Annotated in this window: 21 protein-coding genes; 4 read left to right on the forward strand and 17 right to left on the reverse strand. The window is 37.1% G+C overall.

Going from position 1 to position 22,359, the window contains the following annotated elements:
• The first annotated feature begins 102 nt into the window (after positions 1–102).
• Positions 103–582, forward strand: coding sequence for a hypothetical protein (locus NSQ08_RS15625; RefSeq protein WP_002033404.1), 480 nt, complete (start codon positions 103–105; stop codon positions 580–582).
• A gap of 41 nt (positions 583–623) precedes the next feature.
• Here the strand turns inward: NSQ08_RS15625 and aiiA are convergent, their stop codons facing one another.
• Both aiiA and NSQ08_RS15635 read right to left on the reverse strand, forming a co-directional pair.
• Entirely contained in the window at positions 624–1,376 is a 753-nt protein-coding gene (gene aiiA / locus NSQ08_RS15630; RefSeq protein WP_002033406.1) for a quorum-quenching N-acyl homoserine lactonase AiiA, read from the reverse strand.
• A gap of 143 nt (positions 1,377–1,519) precedes the next feature.
• The gene (locus NSQ08_RS15635) at positions 1,520–1,726 is read right to left on the reverse strand and encodes a hypothetical protein (RefSeq protein WP_002033407.1); all 207 of its coding nucleotides are present in this window, start codon (positions 1,724–1,726) and stop codon (positions 1,520–1,522) included.
• 166 nt (positions 1,727–1,892) lie between these two features.
• On the opposite strand from NSQ08_RS15635, the gene NSQ08_RS15640 reads away from it, so the two are divergent.
• Entirely contained in the window at positions 1,893–2,912 is a 1,020-nt protein-coding gene (locus NSQ08_RS15640) for a zinc-binding alcohol dehydrogenase family protein (RefSeq protein ID WP_340776648.1), read from the forward strand.
• Between the two features lie 48 nt (positions 2,913–2,960).
• Here the strand turns inward: NSQ08_RS15640 and NSQ08_RS15645 are convergent, their stop codons facing one another.
• The 10 genes from NSQ08_RS15645 to NSQ08_RS15690 form a co-directional block, all read right to left on the reverse strand.
• The gene (locus NSQ08_RS15645) at positions 2,961–4,352 is read right to left on the reverse strand and encodes an amino acid permease (RefSeq protein ID WP_340776651.1); all 1,392 of its coding nucleotides are present in this window, start codon (positions 4,350–4,352) and stop codon (positions 2,961–2,963) included.
• A gap of 535 nt (positions 4,353–4,887) precedes the next feature.
• Entirely contained in the window at positions 4,888–5,436 is a 549-nt protein-coding gene (locus NSQ08_RS15650; protein ID WP_340776654.1) for a hypothetical protein, read from the reverse strand.
• Between the two features lie 137 nt (positions 5,437–5,573).
• Positions 5,574–6,773 (reverse strand): multidrug effflux MFS transporter, encoded by a 1,200-nt coding sequence (locus NSQ08_RS15655; RefSeq protein ID WP_002142585.1) that lies wholly within the window; start codon positions 6,771–6,773, stop codon positions 5,574–5,576.
• A 319-nt stretch (positions 6,774–7,092) separates the two neighbouring features.
• A complete protein-coding gene (locus NSQ08_RS15660) occupies positions 7,093–8,712 on the reverse strand; it encodes an amidohydrolase (RefSeq protein WP_326997394.1) in 1,620 nt (539 codons plus the stop codon).
• A 254-nt stretch (positions 8,713–8,966) separates the two neighbouring features.
• Positions 8,967–10,331, reverse strand: a complete 1,365-nt coding sequence (locus tag NSQ08_RS15665) for an aspartate aminotransferase family protein (protein ID WP_215588380.1) — start codon at positions 10,329–10,331, stop codon at positions 8,967–8,969.
• A 30-nt stretch (positions 10,332–10,361) separates the two neighbouring features.
• Positions 10,362–11,822 carry a CoA-acylating methylmalonate-semialdehyde dehydrogenase gene (locus tag NSQ08_RS15670; RefSeq protein WP_060749118.1) on the reverse strand — a complete coding sequence of 487 codons (1,461 nt, stop codon included), beginning with the start codon at positions 11,820–11,822 and terminating at the stop codon, positions 10,362–10,364.
• 175 nt (positions 11,823–11,997) lie between these two features.
• The gene (locus tag NSQ08_RS15675; RefSeq protein ID WP_016100916.1) at positions 11,998–12,279 is read right to left on the reverse strand and encodes a cupin domain-containing protein; all 282 of its coding nucleotides are present in this window, start codon (positions 12,277–12,279) and stop codon (positions 11,998–12,000) included.
• A 50-nt stretch (positions 12,280–12,329) separates the two neighbouring features.
• On the reverse strand, positions 12,330–13,748 hold the full coding sequence (locus NSQ08_RS15680; protein ID WP_002142589.1) for an MATE family efflux transporter: 1,419 nt from the start codon (positions 13,746–13,748) through the stop codon (positions 12,330–12,332).
• 45 nt (positions 13,749–13,793) lie between these two features.
• Complete coding sequence (locus NSQ08_RS15685) at positions 13,794–15,266, reverse strand: aldehyde dehydrogenase family protein (protein WP_016100914.1); 1,473 nt, start codon at positions 15,264–15,266, stop codon at positions 13,794–13,796.
• A gap of 13 nt (positions 15,267–15,279) precedes the next feature.
• On the reverse strand, positions 15,280–16,566 hold the full coding sequence (locus tag NSQ08_RS15690; RefSeq protein ID WP_002033464.1) for an NAD(P)/FAD-dependent oxidoreductase: 1,287 nt from the start codon (positions 16,564–16,566) through the stop codon (positions 15,280–15,282).
• Between the two features lie 186 nt (positions 16,567–16,752).
• Between NSQ08_RS15690 and NSQ08_RS15695 the strand changes: the two genes are divergently transcribed.
• A complete protein-coding gene (locus tag NSQ08_RS15695) occupies positions 16,753–17,985 on the forward strand; it encodes a MerR family transcriptional regulator (RefSeq protein WP_340776682.1) in 1,233 nt (410 codons plus the stop codon).
• Positions 17,986–18,054: 69 nt separating this feature from the next.
• Here NSQ08_RS15695 and bshB2 read toward each other — a convergent pair whose 3' ends face one another.
• Together bshB2 and NSQ08_RS15705 are read right to left on the reverse strand one after the other, a co-directional pair.
• Positions 18,055–18,717: a bacillithiol biosynthesis deacetylase BshB2 gene (gene bshB2 / locus NSQ08_RS15700; RefSeq protein WP_000439465.1), complete on the reverse strand. Its 663-nt coding sequence runs from the start codon at positions 18,715–18,717 to the stop codon at positions 18,055–18,057.
• Between the two features lie 15 nt (positions 18,718–18,732).
• Complete coding sequence (locus NSQ08_RS15705) at positions 18,733–19,083, reverse strand: YojF family protein (RefSeq protein ID WP_000407039.1); 351 nt, start codon at positions 19,081–19,083, stop codon at positions 18,733–18,735.
• A 416-nt stretch (positions 19,084–19,499) separates the two neighbouring features.
• Here NSQ08_RS15705 and NSQ08_RS15710 point away from each other — a divergent pair, with 416 nt between their 5' ends.
• Positions 19,500–20,825: an ArsB/NhaD family transporter gene (locus NSQ08_RS15710; protein WP_002014220.1), complete on the forward strand. Its 1,326-nt coding sequence runs from the start codon at positions 19,500–19,502 to the stop codon at positions 20,823–20,825.
• A gap of 71 nt (positions 20,826–20,896) precedes the next feature.
• Here NSQ08_RS15710 and NSQ08_RS15715 read toward each other — a convergent pair whose 3' ends face one another.
• From NSQ08_RS15715 to NSQ08_RS15725, 3 genes are all read right to left on the reverse strand, one after another.
• A complete protein-coding gene (locus NSQ08_RS15715; protein ID WP_002111012.1) occupies positions 20,897–21,124 on the reverse strand; it encodes a hypothetical protein in 228 nt (75 codons plus the stop codon).
• 234 nt (positions 21,125–21,358) lie between these two features.
• Positions 21,359–21,718 (reverse strand): nuclear transport factor 2 family protein, encoded by a 360-nt coding sequence (locus tag NSQ08_RS15720; protein WP_149190791.1) that lies wholly within the window; start codon positions 21,716–21,718, stop codon positions 21,359–21,361.
• A 79-nt stretch (positions 21,719–21,797) separates the two neighbouring features.
• Positions 21,798–22,349 carry a GNAT family N-acetyltransferase gene (locus NSQ08_RS15725; protein ID WP_340776694.1) on the reverse strand — a complete coding sequence of 184 codons (552 nt, stop codon included), beginning with the start codon at positions 22,347–22,349 and terminating at the stop codon, positions 21,798–21,800.
• Between the last annotated feature and the right edge of the window lie 10 nt (positions 22,350–22,359).

Consider the following 22,359-nt stretch of genomic DNA (forward strand, 5'->3'; position numbering starts at 1 on the left):
CTTTACGCTTACCTATCATATATTAGTAGAAAAGCTCTTCACATGAAGTAATAGAGAGGAGAATATTCTATTAAGAAAATCATTTTACTGCTAGGTAGCGCATTGATCATTTTTGGAACCGTATGGTTTTTAAACTCTGGAAAATCTATTCAAGATCTCTATACAGCAAGTAAACCAAAGAAGAAAGCTACTATTATTTCAACTCAAAGAGACCCAAATGCACCTCCTGTTTTTTTAGGAAAACAGGAAATAAAAGATATACATGTAGAGTCGCTTAAGACAAAAAAATCTATCTTCCTTACAAAAACAGATGAATTAAAAACATTCATTAACAGTATGGATACAGCAAAAAAAGGCGATTTAACGCTAGATGAAGAAGGTTCTGATTTAGTAGATTGTAACATGTGGATTACTTTCCAAGATGGAACTTATAAACAATATTTAATTTGGATAGTAGATAACAACAGTAGTGAAGTTATGATTGCCCATCAAAACACTCCTGATGACGTAGACCTTACTTATTATCAATTAAATGAAGGTAATTCAAAAAAAGTATATAACTTATTTAAAAAGGTTATTTAATAGAAAAAGTCATGAGCTACTAGGCCCATGACTTTTTCTATTTATATATATTCAGGGAACACTTTACAACTCTTTTCCTGCTCTATATCATGTCCAAAGAAAACAATTGGGTTCTCTTTCCTAACAACTTCTTTTAAGCGTTTAATTGAAGATAAAGCTAATTCCGAATCAAATCCAGCGAACGGCACTTCATCTTCAAAATTTTCTTTCGTATAAGATGCATCAATCGTTAATAACACAGGACCGGATTTTTCTGTCTCAATTAATAGCGATTGATGCCCCGGAGTATGTCCTGGTGTATACAATAATTGAACTCCTGGTACAACTTCATAATCCCCTTCAATGATCTTGTATTTCAAATTCGGCAATATACATTCTTTCATATATTCTTCACTATATTGTGCCGCCTCATATTCAGCACGCTGCACAATAATCGGTGTATTTGTAAAAGCACCATTTCCTCCTGCATGATCAAAATGCAAGTGGGAACTAATAATATAAAGAAGGTCTTCCGGTTCATATCCAACGCGTTTTAAAATATTTATGATTCTATCTTCTTCAGTCATTTTCGGTAAAATATGTCCTTCAACAAATGTACCGTTAAAAAGATCTTCGTTATTAACCGCACTTTCTGGCATACCTGTATCTACTAAAATAGGCCCCTCTTCTGTCTCCAACAAATAGCACCATACAGGTAAGTTCAATAAATCCCCCGGTGTGAGCGTACTATTAACAGAGGAATGATCTAACATACAACGACCAGCTGGTACGAAATAAAGCTTCTTTACCGTCATTATGTATCCACCTTTACATTTAGTTTTGAATAAAACAATACAGTAAAAAATTCTTCCTACTAGAAATAAACTCCTTCTCTTCTTCCATTGTTTCAACTATTATTTTTAGGTTGTTCACAATTTCTTCATTACAGCATTACTTATCATTTTTTCATTTCCGAATAGCAAAAAAACAATAACCTAGCTGTGATATAACATATAGCAATACCTACAAAACTAATACTAACTCCATTTTGTTGAATAGCCATCACTTTTAAGATATCTAAATTTAATACGTGACCAATTAACGAATACATTATAATAATTGCCATTACGATTACATAATCACTTTTTCTTATTTTTGCGGTCATTAGTCATTCACCTCGCATTATTTTCTATACTAATTATATATTTTTTGTCAGAATTTTAAAACCAATCAAATGACAGTCTAAAAATGAGTGTACTTTTTTACATAACAACCTTTCTGCATCTATAATAAAAGAGAAAAAGACTCTTACTTTAATGGAGGGAATAAAAATGAAAGCAATTGGTTTACATGAATACTTACCTATTGAAGAAGAAAACAGTTTAATTGATATTGAAGTTGAAAGACCTGTTGCCACAGGAAGAGATATACTTGTAAAGATTAACGCTATTTCCGTTAATCCAGTTGATACAAAAGTTCGATCTCCGAAAGATAAAAAAGAAGATATAGCAAAAATACTTGGCTGGGATGCTAGTGGTGTTGTTATACAAGCTGGTGATGGTTGTACGTTATTTAAAGAAGGCGATGAAGTGTTTTACGCTGGAAGCATTACAAGGCAAGGTACATACAGTGAATACCATTTAGTTGATGAAAGAATTGTTGGTAAAAAACCAAAAACGTTAAGTGATGCTGAATCTGCAGCACTTCCTTTAACAGCCATTACCGCATGGGAAGGTTTGTTTGAACGTTTAGGGATTGATTATAATAAGAAAGATGAAAATTCATTTAAAAACATTTTAATTATCGGCGGAGCTGGTGGTGTTGGCTCGATTGCTATTCAGTTAGCTAAATGGGCTGGACTAAACGTAATCGCAACCGCATCCCGCAACGAAACTATACACTGGGTGGAAAAATTCAGTGCCGATTATATAGTTAATCATCACCAACCTTTAAAAGATCAAATATTAGAATTTGGGCTAAAAGATGTAGATTATATCTTCTGCTTAAACAATACTGATCAGCATTGGCATGCGATGGGTGACATAATTAAACCACAAGGAAAAATTTGCTCTATCGTAGAAAATGAGCACCCTCTTGAGATGGGGATTTTAAAAAATAAAAGTGCCACATTCGTTTGGGAGTTTATGTTTACAAAAGCGATGTATGAAACTGGTGATATGAGTACGCAGCACGAACTATTAAATAAAGTAAGTGAGCTATTAGATGAAGGCATTTTAAAGACTACATTAAATGAAACATTCACACCAATTAACGCTGAAAACATAAAGAAAGCACATGCACAACTTGAAAGTGGGCGTACAATTGGAAAGATTGTTGTAGAGAAATTTTAATAATAAAAAGTCCGATTTCTAAACGAGAAATCGGACTTTTTACTAACTTTATTTACTTGAAATCTCTTGATCATTTTGAACGTCTAACGGAGGTCGTTTCCCTATTCCGAAAGCATAGAAACTAATTGTGACGATAGCTAAGAAAACAATACCTACAACTAATGAAATACGCGTATCATCGTTAAACCACATTCCGATTAATACCATAATTAAAAAGGCAATTGTCAAATAGTTTGTAACAGGAGCAAATGGCATTTTGAATGGATGATTTTTCATCTCTGCTCCCTTTTCTTTTCTAAAACGAATTTGACTAATTAAAATGACAAACCATGGCACCATACCTGGAAGTACACTCGCACTATATACATATACGAATAAGTTTTTTGGTGCAATATAACTTAAAACAACACCAACCGCTAAACCGACAATTACACCAACTGTACCGAATAAAGGTACACCGTTATTCGAGATCTTCGTAAAGTATTTCGGTGCTTGTCCATTTACACCTAGTGTATAAAGCATACGTCCAGCACTATAAATACCACTGTTACAACCAGACATTGCGGCTGTAATAACAACGAAGTTAATAAGTCCCGCAGCTGCCGTAATACCAACTTTCGCAAAAGTTGCTACGAACGGACTACCAATTGAACTTAATTGATCCCAAGGATAAACAGTTACAATAACGAAAATAGCACCAATATAGAAAATTAAAATACGCCAAATTGTACTTTGAATTGCTCTAGTAAGTGTCTTCTTCGGATCTTTCGCTTCACCAGCAGTAATCCCGATTAATTCCACACCTTGATACGCCCCAACTACAAGTGATAATGCAAAGAAAAATCCTGAAAAACCACCTGTGAAGAAACCGCCGTTTGCCCAAAGATTAGATATGCCGATTGCTTCTCCTCCATTCCCAATTCCGAAGAAAATGAGGCCAAATCCGGCAATAATCATTAATAAAATCGTAACGATTTTAATCATCGCAAACCAAAATTCAAATTCACCAAATGACTTAACCGAAATTAAGTTAGCCGCACCAAGAATAACCATCGCGATAATACCAGGTATCCAAGCGGGTAAATCCGGGAACCAATATTTCATATACGCTCCAACTGCGATAATCTCTGACATCCCAACAATAACCCACTGGAACCAGTTACTCCACGCTGTCATATAACCAGCTAACGGATGAATATATTTGTGACCAAATGTCGCAAATGAACCTGTGCTTGGCTCCATATACAACATTTCTCCCATGGCACGCATAATGAAGAAGATGAAAACACCTGCGATTGCATATGCAAGCATTACTGACGGACCTGTCCATTTAATCGTGCTGGCTGACCCCATAAACAAACCAACACCAATTGTTCCGCCTAAAGCAATCATTTGAATATGACGTGCTTCTAAACCTCGTTTCAATTCTTTGTTTGCCACTTCATTTCCCCCTCTTAGATGATTCATAGCCGCATTTAAAGTAAGATGGTGTACCCTAATTCCTGTTTGGCCCTGAAGATGATGAAACAAACGTCATTTTAGACTAACTTTAAAGCTATCCTAAAATCTCATTTTGCCTCTTATAAAATTTCCAAAACCCCTCATCTTCCTATTTTCTATAAAATTTAAAATTGCTCACTTCATATTAATTCATTTATCTGAAAAGTTCAATTATTTTTTCAGTAAATTATTATATATTAGTTTGATTAATTTTTAACTAAATTAACAATAAAATACATCTATTCAATATGATTCCGGTATAAATATTATTACAATATAAATAACCGAGGAGATCCTATCTACCTCGGTTTCATACTGTATATACTTCACTATTTATAGTTTGTACTGTAATTGCTTACACATGCGATTAACGTATCACGCAGAAATTTAATATATTAGTAGAACTACAAAGTCACTAACTTCTACTTCTCTTAATTACCCCATTATCACAGCTGAAAATTCTCTTTCCCATCTCCTACTTTAAGAAAAATATAACCGCACTTAAAACAATCAACAATACACCGGAAAGAGGAAAACTCTTCTCCTCAGCTTTTATCTTTTCCTTAATAATACCTTTAATTTTTGTCTTTATATCCTCTGGGCGTTTTCTAAATAAAATATTAGTTGTATGTAATGGTCTATTCAATATTCGAATTTTAACAGGAGATCCTGATAAATATATATTATTTTTATCCAATGTAAATTCTATGCTCGCTTCGGTTAACCCGTCTTTCACTAATATATTCACTCGGCTAGAAGGTAGATTAAATACCGTATAATCGTTAAAAGCGAGCCCTCTAATCTCGAAATATGAGTATATAAGAATAAAAGTTATCAGCAACAAACATAGTATCAATATGGTTTTTGTTAACGAAAGTTGCTCTAATACGTAGGAAGATGTTGTCATATAAGCGCAAAAGAATGCCATTAAATTACAAAGATAGTGGTTTACAATGAAAGTTTTTCGTATAACTATTGTAAGTCCGGAAATGATTAGTAGAGCGCATGCTAAATTCATTAACATATTTTTACCCTCCCTAAAAACTATAACTATACAATTTTGTTGTATTTTAACATTAATTACATATTCATACCTATAGTTATTTTCATAAAATATAAAAGAGTCTCATTAAAAAATGAGACTCTTTTACAATTTCATATTTAAATCATTTTTGAAGTTTGTTTACCTAAAATAAACACTTTAGTAAATACCATCATGATAACTACTATAGCCAGAAAATAAAGCGGCATCACCATTAACGAGCCCGTATGAAGCTGACTCATTCCCCAAATTGTCATCGTTACAATTACATAGTAGCCTAAGCTAAACAATGCTCCAGCTGTACCAATGACATCTTGAAAATCTACTAATGCTAAACTTAAACAGTTAGGCAATGCTACCCCAATTCCTAATAGCAATATAAACATCGCTACTAAAAATCCAATCATATATATTATGTTTGGATTTGATCCAAATGAATTAATAACAGTTAAGAAGATAGCTCCCCCTATCATTACAAGACAACCGATATATATAATTTTCTCTGGTTTATAAGTAGCAAGTAACCGCTTTGAAACTTTCGCTCCAATAATAGAAGCGGAAGCAACAACAATTCCTAGAAATCCGTACATACTAGGCGATAACTGAAAGTATTCAATAAAGATAAACGGCGCTTCTGCATAGTAGCTAAATAAAACACCATTCGCTCCTCCAATTAATAATCCATACGTTACTACTTTCGGATTTGTAATCAACCGTTTTAATACAGAAAATACATTTATTTTACCCGTTATTGCGTCCGTTTTTGTTTCCGGAAGCGAAACAAACGTATATAACAAAATCCCAACACTCATAACAACTAAACTTAAAAATACTATTTTAAATCCAAACATTTGATCAAGAAAGCCCCCAATTAGTGGACCTATCGCTGGTGTAAAAGCAATGACTGCCGAAATTTGAGCAAACATAACATGACGTTTATGCCCCTCTACACTTTCACGAAGAATCGTTTGTGTCACAACTGAACCAGCACTTGCTCCAAATGCTTGAATAAAACGACTAAACAATAAAAATTCAATTGAATTTGCAATATAGCATAAGAAACTTCCAGCGCCATATACTACAATTCCAAATAACATTGCTGGGCGACGACCAATTATATCTGATAACCATCCAATAAAAAATACACCTAAAGCAAATCCAGCAAAATAAACACTAAGTGTTAACTGTACCTCATTATTACTTACGTGCAACGCCTTTGAAATGTCAGGTAAAGACGGTGTGTAAATCGTTTCACTAATTTGCGGAAATGCCACAAGAATAATCATTAACCAAAGTGATGGTACTGAGACTTTTTTCACTTTTAATACCCTCCTATAACTTTGAAAATCTCAGAAATGAATAGACTTTCCTTAGCTATGGAACAGGAGGGGCCATTATAGAAATTCGATCATAAAACAACAAAGAAAACACCTCAATTACGCATGTTAATACTTATAGGAGGGTAATATTAACATTGATTTTAAAATATAGTCTTTCAATTATATGATAGGTTGTGTTCGTTTTCTAGTGTTCATAATCTGAATATTTGTTAGTAGACGAACGTCCTTTCAATTCTCTTGGAAAATTAATACGATTTGAAAGTCGCAACTAAACAATTGAAGGGGCGTTTTTTTATTGCTACATTTTCACTGATTGTTCTTTTTGATAGATAATTTCACCATCAATAATTGTTGTTTCTACTTTTAAATCTTTAATTTGGTTTGGATTGACACTTAAAATGCTGTCATTTAATATAACTAAATCCGCCAACTTTCCGGCCTCTATGCTTCCTTTTATCTCTTCTTCAAAACTCGCATAAGCACCATTCCATGTGTACAGTTTAATAGCTTCCATTACGCTTATAGATTGATTAGCACCAACCTCTATTCCGGACTTAGTTTTTCTATTGACAGCAACATGAATTCCTAATAAAGGATTATAGTCAGTAACTGGTGCATCCGAACTACCTGCTGCAATGATGCCACGATCAATAAAATCACGAGCAGCGTACATGTGATTAACACGATCACCATAGTGCTCTACATATATCTCTCCGAATTCATATGGAAATGGAGGATTTGGAATTGGAACCATCTCGAGTTTTTTCATTCTCTCTTGTAAATCTGGTGAAGAAATTCCCGCATGCTCGATTCGATGACGGTGATTTTTTCTTGGTGATTCCTCTAGCGCCCTTTCTACACAATTCAAATACATTTCAATAGCTTTATCACCTTGTGCATGTACAGTGATTTGATAGCCTTTTTTATGCGCTTCACCTAAAACCTTATAGATTTCTTCCTCACTATAATAAAGAATGCCGTAATTGTTAGGGTCACTTGAATATGACTTACGGGTTGCAATTGTAGGCCCCGTGCTACTTCCATCTGTAAACAATTTAGCTGGTCCGACTTTGAATCTTTCATCCCCGGTACCAGTTACCACACCAGCCTCGACCATTTTATTAACAAATTCATGAGAGTTATTTATTTGACATATCATTGCATATATTCGGACACGAATATCCCTACTCTTCACAGCTCGTTGTAGTAAACGAAAACTCTCCGGTCCATCTCCACCTGCGTCATGTATACTTGTTATGCCAGCTGCAACGAAATGATCTGATGCAATTTTCACAGCCTTCATCATTTCACTTTCTGTATAACTTGCAACCTCGCTCATACTCATATTTGCTGCTTCAATTAACTTTCCTGTAAGCCTTCCTGCCTGATTCTTTTCAATAACTCCCCCATTCGTATCCGGTGTGTTCTCGTTAATTTGCGCAATTTCTAATGCTTTACTGTTCACCACGCTTATGTGGTGACAAGTACGAGTTATAATAATAGGGTGTTCAACTGAAATTCCATCCAACTCAGTAATTGTTGGATAACGCTTTTCCTTCACAGCGGTTTCATTAAAGCCCCAAGCACGTATCCATTCACCTTTTGGCGTTTCTAAGGCCTTCTTTTTCAGATCATCTAATAAAGCATCGATAGAATCAATATGTTCAGCTTTACAACTGACAGCCAACTGATTTAGTCCATGAGAAATGATGTGAAGATGGGAATCAATGAATCCAGGAAGAATCGTTTTCCCTTGCAGGTCAATTACATCCGTATTTTCTCCTATAAAACTCTTAACCTCCTGATTTGAGCCAACAACTACGATATGATTATCTTTTATTGCTACAGCTTCGACTACTGTATTCTTTTGGTCTACTGTAATAACTTCTCCATTTATCAATACAACATCAGCTTTCATAAACTCAACCCTTTCGGAATTACTCTTTTCGAGTAATTCATTCAGTATTTAAAGTTACATCTCCTAATAGGCTCATCCGCTTTTTAACAAGATTTATCAATAATTAATTAAAGTTGAGCTAAAGTGAAACTTTAATCAGTGGGGGGGTTTTTGTTCATCCCCCACTGATTATTAGCCCTCACCAATCGGGCTTTTACGGGCAGTTGATCTCCCACCTAACTTCTTTGCTCCAGCCGCATTTTGAGGTGGGAGTTTTACTGCCCGTTAATGCGGGATAAACATTCTTTCATTGTTTTAACGATAAAAGTAAAGTCTTCCTCTGTGATGCTTAATGGAGGTGCAAGCTGCAAAATATTATTGTAACCTGCGACAGTGTCACCATTTTTACCAATAATTAGACCTTTTTCTTTACAAGCATTGATGACTTTGTTCATCTTTTCAATGGAAGCCGGTTCTTTTGTTTGCTTATCTTCCACTAGTTCAATGCCTAAAAGAAGGCCCTTTCCGCGAACATCCCCTACGTTTGGATGCTCTTTTACATCCTCTAGCTCATATAACAGTCGTTCACCCAATTCTTTGGAACGTTCAATGAGTTTCTCATTCTCCATAATTTCTAAATTCTTCAAAGCTAAAGCGCAAGCAGCAGGATTCCCTCCGAACGTATTTACATGGCGGAAGCGATCATAATCATCACTACCTACGAATGCCTCATAAACCTCTCGTCTAACTGCTGTTGCTGACAAAGGAAGATACGCACTTGTAATACCTTTTGCCATTGTAATGATATCTGGTTTGACGCCATAATTCATAAATCCAAATGGCTTCCCTGTCCGGCCAAATCCACATATAACTTCATCACAAATGAGCAACGCACCGTGCTTCTCGCAAATTTCTTTTACTTTTTCCATATATCCATCAGGAGGCATTAAAATTCCGCCCCCGGTAATAATTGGCTCCATAATCACACCGGCTACTGTCTGGCTTAACTCCCATGTCATGACACGATCGATTTCATTAGCACTTGCCAGTGTATGAACATCATCTGGATTTCGATACGTATCCGGCGGTGCTACATGCAGGAAACCTTGCCCGAGTGGTTCATATTTATACTTTCGCTGTGCTTGACCTGTTGCTGCAAGAGCCCCCATTGTGTTACCGTGGTAAGCACGATAGCGTGAAATAAACTTATAGCGTCCATGATCACCTTTTTGTTGATGATATTGACGAGCAATTTTAAATGCTGTTTCATTCGCTTCCGATCCACTGTTAGAAAAGAAAATGACGTATTCATCATCAAGCCATTCATTCAATTTTTCTGCTAATTTAATAGCAGGAACATGACTTTGAGTCAGAGGGAAATACGGCATTTCTTCAAGCTGCTCAAACGCCGCTCTTGCAAGCTCTTTTCGACCATACCCAACATTCACGCACCAAAGACCGGACATACCGTCTAAATAACGGTTTCCATCAATATCCGTCACCCATGCCCCTTCTGCTTTTGTGATAATTAAATTCGTTGGACTAGGGGCTGCTCCTCTCATCGCATGCCAAAGGTACTTTTCATCTGTTTTTTTCAAACTTTGTGTTTGCTCCGTCGCTTGCACAATCACCAGCTCCATTCTATCTTTTTATGGTTTTACATCACGCTTTCAATAACGAGCCGTAAGCATTTTCTTGCGAGTATAGAATTCTACGCCATCTTTTCCATTTGCATGGAGATCACCATAGAAAGATTTCTTATAACCTGAGAACGGGAAGAATGCCATTGGAGCAGGAACTCCAAGATTAACCCCAAGCATACCTGCATCAATTTCTTCACGGAATTCACGAATAGCTTTCGCGCTATTTGTGTACAGACATGCACCATTTGCGAATGGCGATGCATTAGCAACATGAATCGCTTCCATCAAGTCTTTTACGCGTACAATAGAAAGAACCGGTGCGAAAATTTCATCTTGCCAGATTTTCATTTCCTGTGTCACATTGTCAAAAATCGTTGGGCCAACAAAATAACCTTGGCTGTTTGCTACATCGTCTTCACGTCCGTCACGAATAAGTGTCGCTCCCTGCTCTACACCGGATTGAATGTATCCGAGTGTCCGCTCTTTATGTCCTTCACGAATAACAGGACCAAGGAAAACACCTTCTTCCAGACCATTACCAATCGTAATTGCATTAGCCTCTTGAAGCAGTCTATTAACGAGCTCATCTGCAACGTCTTCTTCCACGACAACAACAGCCGCTGCCATGCATCGTTCACCAGCTGAACCGAAGGCAGCACTTGTAATTTCTTTCACTGTAGAACTAAGGTCCGCATCTTTTAATACGATCGAATGATTTTTTGCCCCTGCAAGAGCTTGTACACGTTTACCGTTAGCTGCTGCTGTTTTATATATATACTCAGCCACAGGTTGAGAACCAACGAAAGATACAGCTTTCACATCCTCATTGTCAAGAATGCCGTTAACGACGTCATGTGCACCATGCACAATATTTAGTACTCCATCTGGAAGACCTGCTTCTTTAAACAGTTCAGCTATGCGATTAGCCAATAGCGGTGTTCTTTCAGATGGTTTTAATACAAATGTATTCCCGCATGCAATCGCGAGTGGAAACATCCAGCATGGCACCATCATCGGAAAGTTAAATGGCGTTATTCCTGCGATTACTCCGATCGGATAACGATACATCCCTGATTCAACACCAGTAGCAATATCGGGAAGTTGCTCTCCCATCATTAAAGTGGGTGCGCCTGCGGCAAATTCAACACATTCAATCCCCCGCTGCACTTCACCGTATGCTTCCTTATAACTTTTTCCGTTTTCCAAGGTTACGAGTTTAGCTAACTCTTCCCAGTTTTCAATCAATAGCTGTTGATAGCGAAATAGAATCCGAGCACGCCGAGGCACAGCGACCTTTCTCCATGTTTTGAATGCTTCTTTCGCAGTTGCTACAGCTCTATCTAAATCTTCTTTAGTCGAAAGAGGCACACGAGCAATAATCTCTCCTGTTGCTGGATTTGGTACATCTTCAACTTGCTTACTTGTGGATTCTATCCATTGTCCGCCAATATAATTTTTCAACGTTTGTACATTTTTCATTACTACCATGGTGAAGCCTCCTATTTTAAGATAACCGTCCTATGTTATCACCCCTAAAAAGAAAGCGCATTCATTTGACGGTATGTAAACTTATTTACATACATTTCTTCAACATTATTAATCTTATTCATTGAATACGCAGGAGCAGTCATCTGCTTAGCATTTGTCCACTCCCCAGTTCACATTATTTCAGATGGATCTCATGGTTCATCTTATAATTCTTTTTCAAAAATACTGGGCAATCCCATTCACAAACAAGGTCCTTAGCCAAGGAAACGATCCAGTCCTTTGTAATATGATACTTTTCCCCATCAACAGTAATAAACACTTCACCATCTGTCACATAGAAAACTTCCTGCTCTTCTACATGCCACGTTCCTTTATTCGGTTCGCCTACCCACGGTTCCCATGCGTTGGCACCTAGTTGCTCTGCTTCTTCTACTGTAAGTTTTTTCGCAAAAAACATGACAATCCTCTCTCTTTCTCTTTCTTATTGGTAATTTTGAAGGAATAAGTCTATAAATCTACTGTCTTAACATTTGTATTTTTTAAACGTTTAAACTCTTTTTTCATAAAGTATATGGCAATGAGAACACCTGGAATTTCTGCAGCAGGAGCAGCGTACCATACACCTTCTACACCCCAGTATTTCGGGAAAATAAATAGAAACGGTAACATGAACAACAATATTTTGCTTACACTAATAAACGTTGCGGACCAGTTTCTCTCTTGCGATTCGAAATAACCGGAGATAAGCAGGCTAACTGCACTAAGCGTAAACAAACAATTGAATACAACTGTCGTCCAAATGCCCAGTTTTTGCAATTCAGGATTACCACCGGAAAAAAATGACACAATTGGATCTGCAAAAATGACTAGTATGGCTGTCACGATTACAAAGAAGGAAACTGTAAAAATGAGTCCCATCTTAATTGCTTGTTTCACACGATCAAGGTTGCCCGCACCGTAATTATAACTAATAATCGGTTGAAGCCCTGTCATCCCACCAAGCGCTGCTAAGGCGAGGAGATTTGTAATATAACCGTTTTGAATCGTGAAAGCTGCAACGTGTAGACCACCACCGTAGCTTTGCAGTAAGTTGTTGGTGAAAATAATTGCAATAAACATCATGAACTGACTCGAGAAAGATGCAAAGCCCGTCCAAACCACTTCACCAATCTTCTTGAGATTAATCATCATATCTTTCATTTTTGGCTTAAGTTTTGTTTTACCAAACCAGAAATAAAAGATTAGGAGAACAGGAATCGATTGCGAAATCGTATTAGCCCATGAAGAACCCATCATCCCCATGTCATACTTCACTACCATAATCCATTCCATAGTCCCAGCAACAACCGCTGCGACTAACCAACTGTTCATTGATAATATAGGCTTTTCATCGATATTAGCTAAAATACTTAATACAACGGCCAATATCGTTAATGGCAACGAAATCCATAGCAGTCGGCTATATTGCACCGCATACGGAAGTGCTTCATCACTTGCTCCGAATAAAATCATAATATCATTTTCAAAGACCAACCCAAGTATAGCTAACAAAGAAGACAGGAAAAGAGTAAACCATAAAGTTTGTCCCATAATACTTCTAGCTTCTTCGATTTTCCCTTTCCCCAGTCGAAGTGAAATGACCGCTCCGGCACCCACACCTAAAAGAACACCAATCATACGGGTAATAACCATGACCGTAAATCCAATTCCGATCCCTTCGACTTCCAGCTCCTGAAAGCCACTGACGAAATAGCCATCAACAACCGATACAACTCCTAAAATTACGTTAGCCATAATTCCCGCCAAAGCAAACCGTAAATATAGTAACGGAATACTTTTGGTTCCTAGCACTGAATCATCCACCGGCTTATTCATTACTTCTGGTTGCTCTATTTTTGATGACGGACCGTTGTCCACTATTTTCATGAGCATATCCCCTTATAAATAATTTATATAGCACGTTTTGCTCAATTAATTCGCATACCACCCTACCGGATTTGCATGCTGGTGGATATTGATTTGCTTCGTTTCCATAAAGTGCTCCAGTCCGGCAACACCTAACGCTCTGCCGATGCCACTTTGCTTATACCCTCCCCAAGGACCTTCCACATAAGCGAGATGATAACTATTAATCCAAGTAATTCCCGCACGCAATTTACTAATGACACGTTTTGCCAGGTCCATATCTTCCGTAAATACAGCACCGGCTAATCCATAAATAGAATCATTCGCTTTTTGGATGGCATCTTCCTCATCTTTAAATTTCTGTACAACAAGGACTGGGCCAAAAATCTCTTCCTTCACAATACACATATTCTCATTTACATCAGCAAAGATTGTTGGTGCAATGAAAAACCCTCGATCAAGCCCATTTTCTGTTAAGCGCTTACCACCACAAACTAATTTTGCACCTTCTTCGATTCCTCTCTGAATATAATGTAAAACTTCATTCATATGAGACTCGTTTGTGAGCGCTCCCATTTCAATATTCTCACTTTCCCCGTTGCCAACTACAATTTTGTTCGCACGCTCGGCCAATCTTTCAACAAACTTATCATAAATAGTCTCTTGTACAAGTAAACGAGATGCAGCTGAACAAACTTGCCCAGCGTTGTGGAAAATACCAAACATCGCATTATCGACTGCGGTTTCAAAATCCACATCGTCGAACACAATAAGTGGAGATTTACCACCTAGTTCAAGTGTGATTTTTTTCATATTGCCTGCAGCTGCGCGCATAATACTTTGACCTGTTTTTGTTCCACCAGTAAAGGCAATTTTGTCGACATCATGGCTCTCTGCAAGCTCATTCCCAACCTTTGAACCAGGTCCCAATACTAAGTTTGCTACTCCATCCGGAAGTCCAACCTCTTCGATAATTTCAAATAACTTGAATACGCTTACAGGAGTGACGTCAGCAGGCTTAATTACAATTGTATTCCCTGCGGCAAGTGCAGGAGCAATTTGCCAAACAGCTAACATAAGCGGGAAATTCCAAGGTACAATAAGTCCACAAACACCAATCGGTTCATGAATAATAATCGTTTCTGAAGCATCATCACGAGTGTAAGATTCCTTTTTCATACCTTTAATCAAGTCAGCATAATAGCGGAAGCATTGAATCGATACAGGAATATCTACATAGGTTGTTGCACGGATAACCTTACCGTTATTTGCAGTTTCCAAACGGGCAATTTCAGCTGTATTCTCTTCAAGACGGTCTGCAATCTTATATAGATAGTCAGCTCTTTCATCAGCCGATAAACCCGACCAGATCCCGCTATCAAACGCTTTACGAGCCGCCTTAATTGCTATCTTCGCATCATCTGCTGATCCATGAGCAGACGTTGCAATAACCTCTCCGGTTGCAGGATTGATAATGTTTCGTCTAGCACCCGATAATGCTTCTACCCATTTCCCGTCAATGAACATGTTAATTTTCATAAACACCTCTCCTTTACGCGATAATATCTACGAGTTTGAAACCAATATGTGCTATATTGACCAGCATCGTTTTCTGATTATAAAATGGGAATGATTTAAGGCGTTCTTTTTCAAATCGATATCCACCTGCACTCCCCGTAACGATCCATTGTGCCAATAACTTACCAAACAATGTCGAGAGAGACGCGCCATGTCCCGTATAACCCGTTGCAAAATATGCGCCTTCTTTGGATCTACCGATAACAGGGAACGTATCAATTGTAACCCCGATAAATCCACCCCACCTGTAATCAATCTTGCTTCCTTCTAGTTTTGGCATTATTTTAACCATGGCATCGTAAACATTTTGATAAACAGCATCACCTAAGTTTGGACGAATATCGCCACCGCCAAATATGATCCGATTATCTGGTGTACGCCTGAAATAGTAAAGGAAACTGCTTGTATCAAAAACCATGCGATCTTTAGGAATGACGCTATTCACTAGTGATTCTGGCAGCTGTTCAGTACCAATAATACGTGCCGAAATTGGCAGTACGCCTTTATTCAATTCAGCCATAATTTTTCCGGAGTAACCATCTGTAGCAACAATAATGTCTTTCGCTGTAACAGTACCTTTTTCTGTAATAACTTTCACACTATTTCGGCCGTACTCAATAGATAGTGCTTTCGAATGCTCAAAGATTTTTGCACCGATCGATTTAGCTGCTTCTCCCAAACCAATTGCATAGTTCAGTGGTTGGAACGAGTAACTCGAGTCGTCGACTAAGCAACCATAATATTGCGGGGAATCAATTTCTTGATGCAACTGACTTCGATTAAGCACGCTACATTCATATCCAAAATTTTTGTTTAAGTATTCACTTTCAAGTTTCAATCCTTCAAAATGCTTGGCTTTGTAAGCCGCCACAATGTGACCTGTCTTTCTGAAATTACAGTTGATTTGATGCTCGTCAATAATGTTTTTAACTAATTCAACACTAAGCAGAGAAAGATCGTTAAGCTGCCTCGCCTCTTCAGCACCATACTTCTTGGCAAGCTCCTGCATCGTTGACTTATAGCCTGGCAATACCATCCCGCCGTTGCGACCGCTTGCGCCATATCCGATTGTTTCCTGCTCAAGGACAATGACACTCTTCCCTAACTTTTGCAAATGATATGCAGAAGAAAGACCTGTGAAACCTGCGCCAATAATGACAACATCCGCCTCTTCATTTCCTTCAAGAGGTTTTCCTTTGTCATATCTGTTTGCAGTCGCTGTCCATAGTGAGAGTGTATCCATATGATCCATCTTATCCATAGCTAATCCTTCTCCTTTCGTGACATGTATGTTACAATACAGTCAAAAATATTCTTAATATTCAAACTTATTGAGTTAATAATATGACTTGGAGTTTCCTCCAAGTCAATAGCTATTTGAGAGTTTTTTGAATTCATTTTGCGAAAAAAGTGGAGTAACTCCACTTTTTTCATTGGGGGTACATCTATGAAAATTGGTACATTTGCGAAGCTTTTTCATGTTACGACTGATACCGTTCGTTATTACATTGAACTAGGATTATTAATACCAGACAAAAAAAACACTCAGTATCAAATGAACCAATTGTGTTTCGACGACATGACTTTTATTACTGAGCTGAAAAAATTTCATTTTTCATTGATAGAAATCCAACGAATTTTATCATATCGGCGTGTCACAAACTTCTCGGACCATGAGGATATCGACTACTACAACAACTCGCTCATTGATAAAAAGGAAGAGCTAACCAAGAAAAAAGAAGACATATCAAAAGCTATCCAATTGATTGAAAAAGCGGTTCAAACTAGCTCGCCTTCATCCAAAGAAGAAAGTATTACAGGAATCCCGCTTGACTTTGTAAATTTTCTCTATTGTCCAAAATGCCGCATTCCACTTGAAATGAAAGATGTAACGATTAAAAAAGTCTACATTCACACGGGGAGTTTAACTTGTAGCTGTGGATACGAAGCAGCTATCGAGGAGGGTATTATCATTACCGCGAACTTGTACGAGACGTCTCCTTATCCATCTTATTTTTACGATAAAGAAACGATTAAAGAGATCAATCCCAAAATGATTAACTTATTTGAAAAAAGTAATTTTCGATTTCAAAAAATTCTACAAAATATAGATTTGAAAAACAAATTAATTGTGGAAACAAACGTTGATGCTTTTGTATCACTACCCAAATATATCGATGTTCTTGAACCAAGCGCAAACTATGTATTCAGTGGCTATTCGCTTGCAATGCTCAAGAAGGTGAGAAATAGAATTGAGCGTATGAATCCGAAGCCACGCGTCCTTTATATTTTGAATTCAGATTTAAATCTACCATTGAAACCGCTTAGCATCGATGTTTTTGTGGATAGTTTTACAATAACTGATTTTTCACTGCTCAACCCAGAGTTCCCAAGTCATGTTCTAAAAAACTATTTACATAACAGTTCAACAATTGTCGGTGGATACTCGTATTATGATAACTCGGCCAAATCCTTGAAAAATATTTCAGCCTTATATCCAAATTCCCATGAGCATATTTTACATCCAAAATACTTAGAAGAAAATTTATCAGTTAACGGATTTCAAATCATGCAAAATGAAAATATCGGTTACTGTACAGATCCAGGACCTTATTTCGATTATCATGTAAGAGACGAAAAATTCCACATGCTCATGTATTTGGCTAATACGAAACAATAGCACAAAAAGCGCCATCACAAGTGACGGCGCTTTTTCTATGTAAGAGCTACTAGAAGGTACCCTTCTAGCCTACTCCCATTTATAAGTCCAAAACTGTTCAAGTTGCAGCCATTTTAATGTTGCTGCGTCTTTGTTTTTTATTTTTGCATGCGTTTCTTCTAGCATCGCTTCCGTTTGTGAACGATGCGCGCCTAGTGCAGCTAATTTATGTTCAAATACTTCACTAATATTATTTACAACATCCGGTTCACCGAGTACTGCTTCGCGATTTCTTGTAATCGCAACCGCATGAATGGCTGGACGTTCTTCTTTTGGCATACGTGATACAGCGCGAACTACAGCGCGGCCAAATGCATCATGATCCGGATGTACGCCGTGTTCTGGATAAAATGTAATAATTCGAGATGGATTTACTTCTTGAATAATCGCTTCGATTTTATCGGCAACAAAATCAACATCTTCAAATTCTAACGTTTTATCATGGAAACCGAGCATTCTTAAATCTTGAATCCCCATCGCTTCACATGCATCTTTTAATTCTTTTTCACGTATATTTGGAATCGTTTCACGGTTAGCGAATACGTTTTTCCCCATGTTACGTCCCATTTGTCCAAGAGTACCACATGCGTACGTTACAGGTACTCCTTGATCTGTTAATAAGCGAATTGTTCCTCCCGCAGCAAATGCTTCATCATCTGGATGCGGAAATACAACAAGTACATGTCTCTCCATAAGTTTCCCTCCTTCTTACTTAAATGGCGTTAAGCTTAGCTCAAGCGCTACCGCTAAGCGGCCTTGGTTATCATGCCCTGCTAGTAATAAACGCTCTTTATCGTCTACTTCCCAGTGCGTAATGCCTTCTGCATATACCCAGCCATGATCCATTTTCAAACCAACTCGGTATGGGTTTGTTCCAGTTATTTTCCCACGCTCAAAGCGAATAATTGCATTTCGAATGAATGCTCCTACTGTCATCATCTTTTCATTAAAGTGTGACGCATACGCTCCATTCGTCGTTTCTAAATGAATATATACATCTTTATTTACAAAACGTTCAATTTCATTTTGAATAAGAGAACTATCTTTTACTATTTCCATCGGAATTCACCTCTTTAAACCATTTTACGCAAAAATAATGTAAATTGCTATCTCTATATTAGAGGACAACGCCCACTTTTCCTAATAATTTGCACTGTGTTTTTTATATTTTTTATCCCGCATTAACGGATAGTAAGATTCCCACCCCAAAATCCAGCGAACACACGTCAGCTAGGTGGGAAATCAACTATCCGTAAATGCCCGATTGGTGAGGGCTAATAATCAGTGGGGGATGAACAAAAACCCCCACTGATTAAAGTTTCACTTTATATGATATGTAAAAATCACATTTTTTCCTTCACTTTGTTAAATAGTTTTCTTTCTTTTTTGAATTTGCTACAATATATTTTATCCCGTATTAATACAGCGAGATACATTTCGACAATTGAATACATACTTTAAAGAAGGTGATATGATTGGAACAATCAGCACATGAAGTAGCAAATTGGCAATATTATTTTACAATTGCCGTATTTTTAGTCACGTACGGTTTTATTATTTCTGAGAAATTGAATCGTGCTGTAATCGCACTATTCGGTGCTGCTATTATGATTATTTTTGGAATTGTAGATTTACATACTGCTTTCACATCGCATATTCAATGGGAAACGATTACCCTTTTAATTGGGATGATGATTCTCGTACATATTACGAGTCAATCAGGCGTATTTGAATTTGTAGCCATAAAAGCAGCAAAAGCAGCTGGCGGAAAACCAATCCGCATTTTATTATTACTATCCCTATTAACTGCTGTCGGTTCTGCATTTTTGGACAACGTAACAACCGTATTATTAATCGTACCTGTTACACTATCCATTACACGTATTTTAAAAGTAAATCCTGTTCCTTATTTAATTTCAGAAGTACTATTTTCAAATATAGGCGGAACAGCAACATTAATTGGTGACCCGCCGAACATTATGATTGGATCAGCTAATAAACATTTAGACTTTAATGCCTTTTTACTAAACTTAGCTCCAATCGTAATCATTATTTCTATCGTTACACTTGGCATTATTTACTTCATGTATCGCAACAAACTAAAAACAACACCTGAGCAAATCGAAAAGCTAATGGCATTAAATGAAAAAGATTATATTAAAGATCAGAGCCTCCTTTTAAAATCCATTACGATTTTAGGACTAACTATTTTAGGCTTTGTACTTCATTCTATTATTCATGTAGACGCTGCCGTTATTGCGATGACAGGTGCTACACTTCTTATGTTAATCGGTGTGAAAGAACATGATATTGAAGATGTATTTGCCCACGTTGAATGGGTAACAATTTTCTTCTTCGCCGGACTATTCGTTCTCGTTGGCGGATTAATTGATATCGGACTTATTTCTTCACTCGCAAAAGAAGTACTCGACGTAACAAATGGCGATATCGGTTTCGCTGCTATACTTATCTTATGGGTATCTGGCATCGCATCTGCGACAATTGATAACATCCCATTTGTCGCAACGATGATTCCACTTATTCAAGATTTAGCTACAGGACTCGGACTATCTGTCGATTCTCCGCAAATTGAAGTACTATGGTGGGCGTTATCACTTGGAGCTTGCCTAGGAGGCAACGGAACATTAATTGGAGCATCAGCAAACGTAGTCGTTGCTGGTATTGCAAAACGTGAAGGACATGGGTTCTCTTATATGGACTTCTTAAAAATCGGTTTCCCCTTAACGATCATTGCGCTATTGTTATCACATGCTTACATTTATTTACGTTATTTAATGTAGAAGTTGTATTGCATGAAATTATGTCGTCAAATAAAAAAGGTTTGCAGCACTATGCTACAAACCTTTTTTCATCACCAAAATATACCTATAATTGCTAATCCACCTAAAATCATACCACCAATTTGTCCGATGATTGCTGGTGATAATTGAACACCTTTCCTCACTTCAACAACCGGCCTTTCGTGCCTTAGTTGCTGCACTTCACTTTGAAGTTGATGTACACTTCCATGTAATTCTTTAATTAGTTCTTTTAATTCAGCGACCTCTTCATTTACTGGCTTACTTTTTTCTAAGTTCATCTCGCATAACTCCTTATAAATTCAATCAGTTCACTGTAAAATTTCGCCAATTATCGTTATATCTCCTGCATACTACATATATAATATGGAATGTACCTTTATTAACAAGACCCTTTTAAGAACAAATTTAGATATTTTAGAAAGACAACTTTCATTAGTTCTTTATATATATAAAGGACTAATATATTCAACAATTCTATTCTTTATAGTTTCTTTTTCATACAAAAAGCTTCACTAAAATTTAGCAGGTGTACCTTGATGAAAATACATTTGCCATCTTCCTTCTCTAAATTTCCATATCGAACTACGTAACGAGTGTTGATTATTCATTTCATTGAATATTTGATAAGTAGTTAATGCTACATCTTTGGATAATGGATGTACTTCAAAATCACTCAAAGTCATTTTTACCACACCAATTCCATTTTTATCGATATCCTCATTTTTATATAAAACTTTACCAGAACTCCCAAACTCAAAAAAATCAGCGGCAAGTATCTTTTTAAGCTCCTTTTGAGATGTGCGAACCCCTGGTTTAAGTAATTGTTCCTCTAGCTGATATAAACACTCTCTTAATGAAGATAAACCTTCCATTAGTACACTCCTCCGCTCATCATTACCCAAATATTACAACTTTTCACTCTACACTACACAATTATTCTGTATGTTTTTGCTAGTTCTGCAGCTCTATCCATTCATCCCGCAATATCCCCATAATCATACGATCAAAACACTTTCCGTCTCGCTGAACTGCTTCTCTCATACACCCTTCCATCTGAAAACCCATCTTTTTATACAACGCAATGGCTGCTTTATTATAAGAAATAACATCGAGACCGACGCGGTGTAGATTCATTTCATAGAACGCATACTTTAAAATAAGATGCACTGCTTCTCTCCCAAACCCTTTTCCTCTATCATTTGCCTCTCCTATACCAATTGCTAATAGACCTGTTCTGTTATTCCACTCTATGCCGTGAATTGCAACAAAACCAATTAAGCGATCATCTTGAACTGTTCTTAACATGAAAGAAACACTATTCGATCTCCGTCCCTTTAATAGCCCATCACTCGCTATTTCATGTAACGATTGCGGGAATGCCAAGTCTGTATCTACATTTCTTAAGTACTCACTATCCTCTTGCCACATAGCCATTACTTCAGCATCTGCTTCTCTAATAGCTGATAATTTAATAGTTTTATTTTGAAAAAGATTCATCGTCATCTAAAACTCC

This window comes from Bacillus sp. FSL E2-8887, assembly GCF_038007205.1.
Classification (GTDB): domain Bacteria; phylum Bacillota; class Bacilli; order Bacillales; family Bacillaceae_G; genus Bacillus_A; species Bacillus_A mycoides.

Excerpts from the sequence above, each read along its gene's own strand:
- aiiA (WP_002033406.1), bottom strand. The coding sequence starts at position 1,376 with ATGACGGTAAAGAAGCTTTATTTCGTACCAGCTGGTCGTTGTATGTTA.
- NSQ08_RS15635 (WP_002033407.1), bottom strand. The coding sequence starts at position 1,726 with ATGACCGCAAAAATAAGAAAAAGTGATTATGTAATCGTAATGGCAATT.
- NSQ08_RS15640 (WP_340776648.1), top strand. The coding sequence starts at position 1,893 with ATGAAAGCAATTGGTTTACATGAATACTTACCTATTGAAGAAGAAAAC.
- NSQ08_RS15650 (WP_340776654.1), bottom strand. The coding sequence starts at position 5,436 with ATGTTAATGAATTTAGCATGCGCTCTACTAATCATTTCCGGACTTACA.
- NSQ08_RS15660 (WP_326997394.1), bottom strand. The coding sequence starts at position 8,712 with ATGAAAGCTGATGTTGTATTGATAAATGGAGAAGTTATTACAGTAGAC.
- NSQ08_RS15665 (WP_215588380.1), bottom strand. The coding sequence starts at position 10,331 with ATGGAGCTGGTGATTGTGCAAGCGACGGAGCAAACACAAAGTTTGAAA.
- NSQ08_RS15670 (WP_060749118.1), bottom strand. The coding sequence starts at position 11,822 with ATGGTAGTAATGAAAAATGTACAAACGTTGAAAAATTATATTGGCGGA.
- NSQ08_RS15675 (WP_016100916.1), bottom strand. The coding sequence starts at position 12,279 with ATGTTTTTTGCGAAAAAACTTACAGTAGAAGAAGCAGAGCAACTAGGT.
- NSQ08_RS15680 (WP_002142589.1), bottom strand. The coding sequence starts at position 13,748 with ATGAAAATAGTGGACAACGGTCCGTCATCAAAAATAGAGCAACCAGAA.
- NSQ08_RS15685 (WP_016100914.1), bottom strand. The coding sequence starts at position 15,266 with ATGAAAATTAACATGTTCATTGACGGGAAATGGGTAGAAGCATTATCG.
- NSQ08_RS15690 (WP_002033464.1), bottom strand. The coding sequence starts at position 16,566 with ATGGATAAGATGGATCATATGGATACACTCTCACTATGGACAGCGACT.
- NSQ08_RS15695 (WP_340776682.1), top strand. The coding sequence starts at position 16,753 with ATGAAAATTGGTACATTTGCGAAGCTTTTTCATGTTACGACTGATACC.
- bshB2 (WP_000439465.1), bottom strand. The coding sequence starts at position 18,717 with ATGGAGAGACATGTACTTGTTGTATTTCCGCATCCAGATGATGAAGCA.
- NSQ08_RS15705 (WP_000407039.1), bottom strand. The coding sequence starts at position 19,083 with ATGGAAATAGTAAAAGATAGTTCTCTTATTCAAAATGAAATTGAACGT.
- NSQ08_RS15715 (WP_002111012.1), bottom strand. The coding sequence starts at position 21,124 with ATGAACTTAGAAAAAAGTAAGCCAGTAAATGAAGAGGTCGCTGAATTA.
- NSQ08_RS15720 (WP_149190791.1), bottom strand. The coding sequence starts at position 21,718 with ATGGAAGGTTTATCTTCATTAAGAGAGTGTTTATATCAGCTAGAGGAA.
- NSQ08_RS15725 (WP_340776694.1), bottom strand. The coding sequence starts at position 22,349 with ATGACGATGAATCTTTTTCAAAATAAAACTATTAAATTATCAGCTATT.